Annotated in this window: 9 protein-coding genes and 1 rRNA gene; 2 read left to right on the forward strand and 8 right to left on the reverse strand. The window is 64.7% G+C overall.

Annotation, left to right across the window (positions count from 1 at the left end; all coding sequences use genetic code 11):
• A 16S ribosomal RNA gene (locus AC1AYN_RS09780) occupies window positions 1-266 on the reverse strand; the annotation flags it as partial.
• A 7-nt stretch (window positions 267-273) separates the two neighbouring features.
• On the opposite strand from AC1AYN_RS09780, the gene AC1AYN_RS09785 reads away from it, so the two are divergent.
• On the forward strand, window positions 274-456 hold the full coding sequence (locus AC1AYN_RS09785) for a hypothetical protein (RefSeq protein ID WP_476533065.1): 183 nt from the start codon (window positions 274-276) through the stop codon (window positions 454-456).
• A gap of 357 nt (window positions 457-813) precedes the next feature.
• On the opposite strand, the gene AC1AYN_RS09790 is transcribed toward AC1AYN_RS09785, so the two are convergent.
• The 3 genes from AC1AYN_RS09790 to AC1AYN_RS09800 form a co-directional block, all read right to left on the reverse strand.
• Window positions 814-1,215 (reverse strand): VOC family protein, encoded by a 402-nt coding sequence (locus tag AC1AYN_RS09790; protein WP_476533066.1) that lies wholly within the window; start codon window positions 1,213-1,215, stop codon window positions 814-816.
• 127 nt (window positions 1,216-1,342) lie between these two features.
• Window positions 1,343-2,650, reverse strand: coding sequence for an MFS transporter (locus AC1AYN_RS09795; RefSeq protein ID WP_476533067.1), 1,308 nt, complete (start codon window positions 2,648-2,650; stop codon window positions 1,343-1,345).
• A gap of 136 nt (window positions 2,651-2,786) precedes the next feature.
• Window positions 2,787-3,791 (reverse strand): zinc-dependent alcohol dehydrogenase family protein, encoded by a 1,005-nt coding sequence (locus AC1AYN_RS09800; RefSeq protein WP_476502803.1) that lies wholly within the window; start codon window positions 3,789-3,791, stop codon window positions 2,787-2,789.
• Between the two features lie 351 nt (window positions 3,792-4,142).
• On the opposite strand from AC1AYN_RS09800, the gene glgX reads away from it, so the two are divergent.
• Window positions 4,143-6,917 carry a glycogen debranching protein GlgX gene (gene glgX, locus AC1AYN_RS09805; protein WP_476533068.1) on the forward strand — a complete coding sequence of 925 codons (2,775 nt, stop codon included), beginning with the start codon at window positions 4,143-4,145 and terminating at the stop codon, window positions 6,915-6,917.
• A gap of 138 nt (window positions 6,918-7,055) precedes the next feature.
• On the opposite strand, the gene rpsI is transcribed toward glgX, so the two are convergent.
• From rpsI to AC1AYN_RS09825, 4 genes are all read right to left on the reverse strand, one after another.
• Window positions 7,056-7,547, reverse strand: a complete 492-nt coding sequence (rpsI, locus tag AC1AYN_RS09810; RefSeq protein WP_034527187.1) for a 30S ribosomal protein S9 — start codon at window positions 7,545-7,547, stop codon at window positions 7,056-7,058.
• 20 nt (window positions 7,548-7,567) lie between these two features.
• Window positions 7,568-8,017: a 50S ribosomal protein L13 gene (rplM, locus tag AC1AYN_RS09815; RefSeq protein ID WP_476502805.1), complete on the reverse strand. Its 450-nt coding sequence runs from the start codon at window positions 8,015-8,017 to the stop codon at window positions 7,568-7,570.
• A gap of 399 nt (window positions 8,018-8,416) precedes the next feature.
• Entirely contained in the window at window positions 8,417-10,582 is a 2,166-nt protein-coding gene (gene malQ, locus AC1AYN_RS09820) for a 4-alpha-glucanotransferase (protein WP_476533069.1), read from the reverse strand.
• A gap of 159 nt (window positions 10,583-10,741) precedes the next feature.
• Entirely contained in the window at window positions 10,742-11,353 is a 612-nt protein-coding gene (locus AC1AYN_RS09825) for an AbrB family transcriptional regulator (protein ID WP_476533070.1), read from the reverse strand.
• Window positions 11,354-11,372 lie beyond the last annotated feature (19 nt).

Here is an 11,372-nt window from a genome sequence, read left to right on the forward strand (position 1 = left end):
GCCATCACCCCACCGTCAAGCTGATAGGACGCGACCCCATCCCATACCAGTAAAACCCTTTCCCAACACACCATGCAGCATATTGGAACATCCGGCATTACCACCCGTTTCCAGGAGCTATTCCGGAGTACGGGGCAGGTCGGTCACGCATTACTCACCCGTTCGCCACTCTCACCCGACAGCAAGCTGCCAGGATCCCGTTCGACTTGCATGTGTTAAGCACGCCGCCAGCGTTCATCCTGAGCCAGAATCGAACCCTCCACAAAAAACTTCATGAAGAGAACCAAACAAATGACTCTCAAAAAGAAAAAAGACGGAACCCCTTATAAGGAAAGAGGTTCGCACAAAAACCCCGACACCATTCAAACCCCCCCGGGCACTCCAGAAAACCCCGGAGCCGGCATCGGACTGGCAATCATTGACTATAAAGAAGTAAGTAGTACAACACACTCTTGAGTTCTCAAACCACCACACACACCGAACAACCCGGAAACCAACCAACAGAAGGCAACCGGACCGCTCAGCGGCAGCGAGTGACAAACTTACACCACCAACCACCACAACGCAAACCAACACCAACACAACACCCCAAAAACCCCAGAAACAAGCCAAAACACCGGCGTGTCGAAAACACGCAACCAACAACCACCCACCGGCGCTACGCGCCACCTCCCGCCAGCGGGAGGAAACAACCAGACACCACCACAACACCACGCGACACAATCCGTTCCATAGGCACGAATGCGCATGGCCGACGCGGATGAACGCGTCGGCCATGCGCAGACTGTTGGTTGGATGGAGAGGCGGAGCGGGTTACTTGACAATCTCGCAGAATTCGAGGGTCTCGCGGTTCGGGCCGAAGACGTTGAAGTAGCGGATGCCCTTGTCCCAGAAGCTCGGAATGGACTGGATCTCATCCTCCTTGATCTCCAGACCGAGTTCCTTCGCGTTCTCCCACGCGGCCTCGATATCCGGAACGTCGAACGCCCAGTGGTTGATCGCACCGGTGGTCAGCGGGGCCGGATCACCCTCCCAGGTCTCGATGGTCAGGTGGCCGTAGCGCAGGAAGGCGCAACGGTTCTCACCGTTGTGGAACAGGCCGGCGAGTTCGAAGCCGAGCGTCTCGGTGTAGAACTTGATGGTCTCGTCCAGGTCCTTGGCGATCATGCCGGAGTGCTGGAGGTCGGTGGTGAATTCGGTCATCTTCTTGGCCATGATGATTCTCCTTTGAATGGTGATGGTTGATTCGATTGTCTCGACAGGTTCAGGATAATCCGTCATTCGGGCGGCGTGGCCGACGCCATGCCGCCCGAATAATCGATCATTGGTATTTCGTTGCCGATCAGGCCGCGATCGCAGACTCCGCCGTCTCGGTCTTCGTTTCCTTGATGCGGTGGCCCTTCTCGTCGAAGCCGGGCTGCTTCGGGTGCAGGGTGCAGGTGAGCAGCAGCGCCACTACGTACAGGGCCGCGTACGTCCAGCAGATGCCTTCGATGCCGATCGACGGCAGCAGGACCGTGGCGATGCCGGGACCGACGAACGTGGTGAGTCCCGCGGCCAGATTGTAGGCGGAGAGGGCGGCACCCTGCTTGCCGGGGGCTTCGAGCGTCATGATGGTCGGCAGGCAGGAGAACGCGCAGGTACCGATGCCGACGATGATGGAGGCGATGATCATCATCAGCGCGTTCGCGCCGAACCACTGCGGGATGTAGTAGAAGGCGACGGAGCCGACGGCGAGCACGCCGCAACCGAACCAGCGCATCGGCCACACCCAGCCGAAGCGGTCCATGAACCAACCCCAGAAGGTGTTGAAGATCAGGGTGACAACGAACACGAAGCCCCAGATGCGCATCCACTCCTCGGTCTTGAAGATGTTGATGCCGCCGTACTTCGTGGTGCACAGGTAGAGCGGCATGATGACCGGGAAGCCGTAGAGCAGCAGGTTGTTGATGATGCGGATGATGGCGCAGATGGCGATCTTGCGGTTGGTGAACAGGATGGTGGCGCCGTCGGTGAGCTCCTTGAGCTTCTCCTTGGTGCTCAGCCCCTCACCCTTGACGACCTTGTTCTTCGGCACGAACAGGAAGCACATGATGGTGCCGACGATCGAGAACGGCAGCGCGAACCAGAAGGTCCTGTATTCGCCGAAGTGCGGCATGATGAAGCTCGGCAGGTACGCGCCGAACACGCCGATGCCCAGCGAGAAGCAGGTCCAGAAGAAGCCGGTGGCGGAGGCGAGACGGGCGGGGGTGATGTACTGCGCCATCAGCACGACGAACGAGTAGATGAACAGCGGGTAGCCGATGCCGCGCACCGCGTAGACGGCGAGGATGAACGGGTAGATGCCGCTGGGCAGCGCGAGGGCGAGGAATACCAGGTGGACGCCGATCCACCAGCAGGCGCCGAACATCATGACGCGCCGGGCGCCGAACATCTCGGCGAGCACGCCGGCGGTCCAGCCGCCGAGCGCGGCGAACAGACCGTAGACGGTGACCAGTCCGGACGCCTGCGCGGCGGTGAAGCCCTGATCGACCATGTACTTGGACAGGAAGGTGAGCTCGAAGCCGTCGCCGGTCATGAAGATGGCCACGGCGAGGAAGCCGAGGAGCAGCGCACGGGGGATGCCGAACTTTTCGAAGAAGCGAATCATGAATAATCCCTACATAAACATCGTTGTCGGATAAGGGGCGGTATATGACCAAAGAGTGTAATGGCCGCCGGGAAAAAGGGGAAAACCGGCGGCCAAGTCTATGAAACGGAGCGGGGCGAGGGCCCCGCTGCAGAACTCAGTGGGCGAGCTTGACGACGGCCTTGGAGACGCCCTTGATCTTGCCGTCGAGGAAGTCCTGGACCTCTTCGAGCTCGAGCTCGTGGCTGATGAGCGGATCGACGTTCATCTTGCCGGATTCCAGCAGGCTGATCGCGTCCTTGAAGGTGAGCGGGTTGATGAAGGAGCCCTGGATGGTCAGCTGCTTCTTGTAGATGTCGTAGGTGTTCATCTCGAAGTGCGCCTCCTGCGGGCCGACGCCGAACATGAGCACCTGGGCGCCCTTGTTGGCGGCGGCGACGGCCTGGGCCTGGGTCTGCGGCAGGCCGACGGCCTCGATGATCACGTCGTAGGCGCCTTCCGGAATGGCCTCACGGGTGGTGTTGTAGATGTTCTTCACGCCGAACAGCTCCTGGTTGCGCTGGAGCTTCTCGTCGAAGATGCCGGCGAGGTCGACCTGATGCACGCCGTAGGCCTGCACGATCTGGGCGAAGAGCTGGCCCATGAAGCCATCGCCGATGACGAGGGCCTTCTGGTACGGCTTGAGCTTGAGCAGGTCGACGCCGTGCACGGCGCAGGAGATCGGCTCGATGGCGGCGGCGTCCTTGAGGGAGACGTTATCCGGCAGCTTGTAGACGACGGTGGCCGGGGCGGTGAACTGCTCGGCGAGGCCGCCGTCACGGGTCACGCCGACGGCGGACAGGTGGTCGCACAGTTCCGGACGCTGGGTGAGGCAGAACTCGCACTGGCCGCAGTAGATGTTCGGATCGACGGCGACGCGGTCGCCGGGCTTGACGTTGGTGACCTCGGAGCCGATGGCCTCGACGATGCCGGAGTTCTCGTGGCCGAGGACGATCGGCGGGACGGCGGCGGCGGAGCCCGGGCGGCCGGCGTACAGGTCGTGGTCGGTGCCGCACACGCCGGCGTAGGCGGTGTTGATGAGTACCTCGTTCGGCGCGATCTCGGGGGTGGGCAGGTCCTGGATCTCGAACTGCTTGACGCCGGTGAGCACGAGTGCCTTCATGATGGTTCCTTTCGATGCGTCTTCGACTGCGAAGACTGTTGCTTGTTGTTCCTTGTTCTTCCGTCGTCACCGACGGTGTTGAAGTTCGTTCATCTCGCGTTCCCTGCGAGGTGTTGATACATACTATAACTTCTTTTCCCAAGTTTTGCAAATTCGTTTTCTAAAACCGAATCGCATCGGCGTGTCGCCCAGAATTCCAACGTTCCCGATGCCCACCCAACGACCACCCGACAATCACCAAAACGACGCATCGACGCGGAACACGCACCGCACGCGACCCGCACGAACGCCGCGCACATGCGGAAACCACCGGAAGACCCCGCGAAAACCCGACACGCCTACAATGGGTGTATGAGAAACCCACCGTTGCATCGCTACGCCACCCGCCCTGGCTTCTACTTCACCGAGGACGGCGGCGCGGACGTCGTCGTCCGCTCCGAGACCGCCGATCAGGTGTGGCTGAGCGTGATCGAATCGCTTGACGACCCCACGGCGTTCTATCAGGACGCCATCCGACTGTTCGACGTGCCGAACGTGCCGTTCGTCGACCAGATCCGCGAATTCCCCGTCTGCATGCGCATCCTCGAGGATCTCTACGTGCGTGAGACCCTGTTCCGTATGCAGGGCCCCAACTACGGCCTGTGGTACGTGCACATCCCGAAGGCGTGGAGCGGCATGCGCTACAGCTTCCGCGTCGACGGCGCATGGGACCCGCGCCACGGCGTGCGGTTCAACCCGTACAAGCTGCTGCTCGACCCGTACGCGAAGGGCATCGACGGCACGATGGAGCTGTGCCCCGCCGCCTTCTCCTACGAGTGCGAGGTGAAGGACAACCGCGTCACCGGCTCCGCGTTCGGCAACATGAGCACCGTCGACTCGCTCGGCCACATGCCGCTGTCCGTCGCCATCGACGACCGCGACAAGACCAAGCACGACGCCGACCCCGACCATCCGCACATCCCGTGGAGCAAGACCGTCATCTACGAGCTGCACGTCAAGGGCTTCACCGCGCAGGCGCCGTGGCTGCCCGAGGAGCTGCGCGGCACCTACGCCGGCCTCGCCCATCCCACCACGCTCGCCTATCTGCAGGGGCTCGGCATCACGTCGATCGAACTGCTGCCGATCCAGGCGAAACAGCCGGAGGTGTTCCTCCAGGAACGCGGCCGCGTGAACTACTGGGGCTACAACACGCTCGGATTCTTCGCCCCCGAGCCCTCCTACGCCACGAAGGCCGCGCAGGAGGCGGGAGCCGAGGCGGTGCGCCAGGAGGTCATCGACATGGTACGCGCCCTGCACGAGGCAGGCTTCGAAGTCATCATGGACGTGGTCTACAACCATTCGTGCGAAGGCGGCGTGGAGGGACCGACCGTCTGCTGGCGCGGCCTCGACGCAATCTCCACGTACCGGCGGCAGAAGAACAACATCGGCCGCCTGGAGGACACGACCGGCTGCGGCAACACGTTCGACTTCACGAACACGCACGTCGTCACGTTCGCGATCGACTCGCTGCGCTACTGGGCGAAACGCATCGGCATCGACGGATTCCGCTTCGACCTGGGCGTCTCGCTCGCCCGCCTCAACGGCGAGTTCACGCAGCACCACCCGTTCCTGTACGCGCTGCGCGCCGACCTGCTGCTCGGCAACCTCAAGCTCATCATGGAGCCATGGGATCTGGGCAATCTCGGCTGGCGCACCGGACAGTTCGCCGTGCCGTTCGCCGAGTGGAACGACCGCTTCCGCGACACGTCACGCCAGTTCTGGCTCACCGACGTGGAGGGCGGCGGACGTGTCGGACGCATCGGCATGCAGGAGATGGCGACGCGTCTGTGCGGATCCGCCGACCTGTTCGCCACCGATCCGGGCCGCGGCGCCGCATCGTCGATCAACTTCGTCACCTGCCATGACGGGTTCACGCTCACCGACCTCACCCGCTACGCGAACAAGCACAACGAGGCGAACGGCGAGAACAACAACGACGGATCGAACGTCAACCATTCCGCGAACTTCGGCGTGGAGGGCGAAACCGACGACGTGACGGTCGTGGCGCGGCGCGAACGCGCGGCGATGAACATGCTCGGCACGCTGCTGCTCAGCCTCGGCACGCCGATGATGCTCGCCGGCGACGAATTCGGCAACTCGCAGGACGGCAACAACAACGCCTACTGCCAGGACAGCCCGATCAGCTACCTGAAATGGGACTGGTTGTACCAGCCGGAGAAGAGCTGGCACATGCACCGCCTCGAGACCGTGTCGAAGCTGGTGGCCCTGCGCAAGTCGCTCGACCTGTACCATCAGGAGGGCTTCTTCACCAGGCTCACGCAGCTGGGCCTGCTCAAGCCGTCGAGCCGCATCCAATGGTTCCTGCCGAACGGCACCACGCCGATGGAACGCGATTGGTTCGACCTCGGCCAGCGCAGTTTCGCGATGCAGCTGCTCGACGCGAGCGAGACCGACATCCTCATCGTCATCAACGGCGTGCCGGAGGACAAGCAGTTCCGACTCCCCTCGGACAGCGAATGGACGCCCGCATGGTGCTCGGCGGAGAGCACCGGCCATATGCCCGGCCGCGGCCGCGCCGTCGCGGATCTCAAACTGGACGGCCAGCAGACGTTGTGGACGATCAGCGTGCCCGAAAGCAGCGAGATCCACGATCTGGTCGAACGGATGCAGGGCGAGGGCGACGGCGCCACCGCGCGCCAGCTGTCCGACGCGCTCGACGCGGACATGAAGGCGATCGCCCACGCGGAGGCGAAGGCCGCCGCGGAGAAGGAGGAACGGGCGAAAGCCGAGAAGGCCGCGGCACTGCTGCTGCACCGGCACGCGCCGGAGCCGCAGCAGGCGGCGCACGCCATGGCCGGCGCCATCCCGACGCCGCTCGCTACGGGTGGCGCGGACGTCGCGAACGGCAACGGCACGAACGGCACGAACGCCGCAAACGTGAAGGACGCCGACGCGTCCGGCGCCGATTCCGGACCGGAATCCGCAGGATCCACCGGACCCACCGGACCCACCGCCGCACCGGCGCAGCCGGAGGCCGCGACCGGGGCCGAGACGGAATCCGAGCCGGACACGAACGTGTGGACGTTCCCCGCACTCAGCATCAGCCTGATGAAGCAGCTGAGCTGAGGACCGGGGTCCCAAGCTCCCGGGGTCTTCCGCGAGATCCCGGGACGCTCCGTAAGCCCCCCTACGAAAACGACGGAACCCCGCCACCGGACGAACGGTGACGGGGTTCCTTGTCGTGATGGGCAGCGCCCAGGCGAATCAACGCTTGGAGAACTGCGGGGCGCGACGGGCCTTGTGGAGACCAGCCTTCTTGCGCTCGACGACGCGGGCGTCGCGAGTCAGGAAGCCGGCCTTCTTCAGCTCGGCACGGTTGGCGTCGCGGTCGATCGCGTTCAGCGCACGGGCCACGCCGAGGCGGATGGCGCCGGCCTGGCCGGTGGTGCCGCCACCGTCGACGAGGACGACGACGTCGAACTTGCCCTCGAGCTTGAGGAGCACGATCGGGGAGTTGACCTCACGCTGCAGCAGCTTGGAGGGGAAGTACTCCTCCAGGGTGCGGCCGTTGATGGTCCACTTGCCGGAGCCCGGGATCAGGCGGACACGGGCGACGGCCTCCTTGCGACGACCGGTGCCGTAGCCCGGCTCGATCGCGGAGGTGCCGGTGCCGGCGCCGGCGTTGGTCTCGGTGGTGTAGCTGGTGAGCTCCTCTTCGGTTTCCTGAACCGCGGAGTTGTTGGTGTTTTCAGCCATGTTCTCTATCTCCCTTCGGTTCACTTAGCCTGCTGAGAAACCTGCTGGATCTCGAAGACCTGCGGGTTCTGGCCAGCGTGCGGATGCTCGGAGCCGGCGAAGACACGCAGACGGCCGAGCTGCACCTTGGACAGACGGTTCTTCGGCAGCATGCCCTTGACGGCGGAGGTGATGATGCGCTCCGGCTTGTTCTTGAGCAGCTCGGAGTACTTGTCGCGACGCAGACCGCCGGGACGGCCGGAGTGCGAGTACAGTTCCTTGCCCAGCTTGTTACCGGTCAGCGCGATCTTGTCGGCGTTGATGACGATAACGTAGTTGCCGGAGTCGGCGTGCGGCGCGAAGGTCGGCTTGTTCTTGCCACGCAGCAGGTTCGCGACCTGGGAGGCGAGACGACCGAGCACCACATCGGAAGCGTCGACGATGTACCAGTCATGAGTCAGATCAGCTGGCTTCGGAGTGAAAGTCTTCACTGTATCTACCTTTTCACTATTGTGTTCCGGGCTTCGGCTGCTCGGTGTGCGCTTGGTTAGGGCGCGCGATCCGATAAGCTTCAGACCTCTTTATCCGTGGGCTCCCTGAAAGTCCTCGATGGCGAGTGGGAAAGCGCTTTGAAGGACCCCTTAGGGAAACACAACAATCCACTAGTATATCGCCGGCCTTGACATCACCCCGGGCGTGTCGTGGCGGTGAGAATCGGGAGTCGGGCGGGGCCGTTCCGCCCCGACGCTCCCGGCACCCCCTCAGTCGGCCTGCGGCCGCCAGCTCCCCCTGAGGGGGGCGCAGAATAAAGAAAGTCCGTTCCCCGTGAAGGGAGCGGACTTTCGGCAGTCAGGGACACGGACGGCACATCAACCGTTCGTCCGAACGCGTCAGCCGTTCATGATGGCGGCGAGGCGCTGCACGGACTCGCGCTCGAACAGGCCTTCGACCGGAACCACGTCGCCCTTGTCGTCGGCGAGCGGGATGCGCCAGTTCGGGTACTCGTTGTTGGTGCCCGGCTGGTTCTGCGCGCGCTTCTCCCCCACCGCGTCGGTGATGGAGGCGGCGAGCAGCTTGCACGGCGAGCCCTTGAGCGCGCGGTACTGCGCCTCGATGATGTCCTGCTCGTGGTCCTCGCGATGGTCGGCGAAGTCGGCGTCGAGGTAGTTCTCGCGCACGAGCATCTCCAGCATGGCGTTCTGCTCGTTCATGGCGTCCTGCTCGACCTTCTCCTTCGGCTCGGTGAGCAGGCCGAGGCGCTCGCGCAGCTCGACGTGCTCCAGCTCCAGGTATCCGGCCGCCGGCGGCAGGTCGTGCGTGTTGACCGAGGCGAGCGCGTACGGACGCCAGTCGGAGGGCGCGCGGAACTTGCCGTCGCGCTGCTCGAACCATTCGACGGCACAGCCGAGCAGTCCGTGCTTGGACAGCGAATCGGCCACGTAGGCGGGCACGACGCCCAAATCCTCGCCGACGACCACGCCGTCGGCGCGGGAGGCCTCGAGCGCGAGGATGCCGAGCATCGTCTCGGAATCGTAGTGCACGTAGGCACCGTCCACCGGCTTGCGCCCGGCGGGCACCCACCACAGGCGGAACAGGCCGAGGATGTGGTCGATGCGCACCGCGCCCGCGTGCGCGAACATGTTGTGCACGAGGTTGCGGTAGGGGGCGTAGCCGGTGTTCTCCAGGGCGATCGGGCTCAGCGGCGGCTGGCTCCAATCCTGGCCCTGCTGGTTGAACATGTCCGGCGGGGCGCCGACGGTCGCGCCCTTCGCGAAGTTCTCCGGATGCCACCAGACCTCGGAGCCGAGCGCGTGCACGCCGACGGCCATATCGGCCATGAGGCCGATGCGCATGCCCGCCTCACGGGCCTCGCGCTGCGCGCGGTCGAGCTGTTCGGTGGCGATCCATTCGAGCCAGCGGTAGAAGTTGAGCGTGTCGGGGAACTGCTGCTTGAGCCCCTGGACCTCGGGCGAATCCTTGGTGAACTTCTGCTCCCAGTTGTCGAGCTCGCGGGTCGGCGCGCCCCACTTGTCGTAGCACAGGCACCAGGTGGCGTAGCCTTCGAGGTCGTCGCCGGCGGCCTTGCAGTAGTCGGCGAACGCCTGCTGGCGCTCCGGGGAACGGCCGAGCTTGAAGATGATCCACAGGGCGTGCATCTTCGCGCGCCACATCGAATCGCGGTCGATGAGCTGGGCGTCGCCGTTGAGCGGCTCGACGGAGGAGTGCAGCTCCTCGACCTGCGCGAGGCTCTCCTTGCCGAGCAGCTGGTACTCCTCGATGGTCTCGGGGCGGATGTACGTGAAGTTGACGAGACCGCGCGCGATCGGCAGGTACGGCGACGGCGTCAGCGGGGAGACGGGTTCGGCGGCGTGCACCGGGTTGATGAGCGTGAAGTCGCTGCCCGTGCGGCGCTTCGCCTCCTTGAGCAGGTCGGCGAGGTCCTGGAAGTCGCCCACACCCCACGAGTTCGCGGAGCGGATGGAGTACAGCTGCGCCATCCAGCCCCACAGGCGGCCGTTCTTCATCTCGTCAAGCAGTTCGACGCGCGACGGCGCGCTGATCAGCGTGGCGTCCTGCGTGGTCTCGCCCACCGTGACATGCAGCGTGTGGTAGCCGGCCGGCAGGTCGGCGGGGATGGTGATCGACGACGTGGTGATGAACCGGTCGTTGAGCACGTAGGCCCTCGAGCCGTCGCCGGGACCGTAGTCGAGCGTCCTGCCGTAATCCTCGCCGCTTTCGAGCGTGATGGTCGCCTTCGGCAGGTCGAACACGCCGCCGTTGACGAGCACGCGCGTGTCCTCGCCGACCGTGTGCAGCACGGTGGGCGGTACGAGGCGGCTGCGACGCGCGTCGCGGATGTGCTTGATGGAACCGCGGATCGCATCCTCTCCGGAGGCGTCGATGCCCAAGGCGGCGAGCAGATCCACCAGGACATCGTCCTCGATCTCGTGGTAGTCGTCGCTCATCCCCACATAGCTGGTGCCGATGCCCACCAATTTGGCCAGCTGAATCAGCGGACGGGCGAGCCGCTCAGCGCTTTCCGTTCTCTCAGTCATGGCTCCCAGTGTAACGCCGAGGTGGAGAAAACGCCGACACGTGGGGTTTACATGGGCGATGCCGTACACTACTCGCGCGCGTGAGCCGCCTCGGGCCGGCCCGCCAATCCCGCCGGCCCCGGAGAAGGCCTCTCCGACTCCGTCAGTCTCGCCGGCCCGTCAGCCGGCCTGTGCGGCCTTGCGCTTCGCCACGGCGTGCCGCACCTCGGCGGAGGGGTCGTCGGCCAGTTTCGCCACGGTCTCGGGCGTGGCGTTCGGGTTGAGCGCCACCGCGCGCCGCACCATCGAGGAGAGCACGGCGGGCGCGCCGGGTTCGAGCTCGGTGCCGAGCGTGGCAAGGAAGGCGAGCGTGGCCGCGTCCACCTCGGGGTTCTGCGCGCCTTCGAGCCGCATCTTCCACGAGGTCTTCGTGTTGCGCAGCGCCGCGTCGCGCACTTCGGGCACCGGGTCCTTGGTGAGACGCCCGACCAGCCAGTTCTTGTCGCTCTCGTTGCCGGCGACCGCCTTGCGTACTTCGGGTTCCGGGTCGGCGGCGAGTTTGACGAGCACGTTCGGGAACGGCATCGTCTCGGCGAGGAAGACGCGGTCGGCGACCGGCGTATGCGGGTTGCCGCCGACGGCCTCGAGCAGTGCGGTGGCGCGCGAGAACGCGGCCTGGTCGGCGCGGTCGGGCAGCTCGCGTCGCGCGAATTCGGACAGTTCGGCGGAATCCTCGCTGTGGCGCAGATGCTCGTAGGTGACGGTCAACGGCTCGAAATCGGTGTCGCTCATGCGCCCCAGCCTACCGCGC

It is taken from the genome of Bifidobacterium sp. LH_413, assembly GCF_056357015.1.

What these genes read in the sequence shown, in the direction of transcription:
- AC1AYN_RS09785 (WP_476533065.1), top strand. Translation starts at nt 274, where the DNA reads ATGAAGAGAACCAAACAAATGACTCTCAAAAAGAAAAAAGACGGAACC.
- AC1AYN_RS09790 (WP_476533066.1), bottom strand. Translation starts at nt 1,215, where the DNA reads ATGGCCAAGAAGATGACCGAATTCACCACCGACCTCCAGCACTCCGGC.
- AC1AYN_RS09795 (WP_476533067.1), bottom strand. Translation starts at nt 2,650, where the DNA reads ATGATTCGCTTCTTCGAAAAGTTCGGCATCCCCCGTGCGCTGCTCCTC.
- AC1AYN_RS09800 (WP_476502803.1), bottom strand. Translation starts at nt 3,791, where the DNA reads ATGAAGGCACTCGTGCTCACCGGCGTCAAGCAGTTCGAGATCCAGGAC.
- glgX (WP_476533068.1), top strand. Translation starts at nt 4,143, where the DNA reads ATGAGAAACCCACCGTTGCATCGCTACGCCACCCGCCCTGGCTTCTAC.
- rpsI (WP_034527187.1), bottom strand. Translation starts at nt 7,547, where the DNA reads ATGGCTGAAAACACCAACAACTCCGCGGTTCAGGAAACCGAAGAGGAG.
- malQ (WP_476533069.1), bottom strand. Translation starts at nt 10,582, where the DNA reads ATGACTGAGAGAACGGAAAGCGCTGAGCGGCTCGCCCGTCCGCTGATT.
- AC1AYN_RS09825 (WP_476533070.1), bottom strand. Translation starts at nt 11,353, where the DNA reads ATGAGCGACACCGATTTCGAGCCGTTGACCGTCACCTACGAGCATCTG.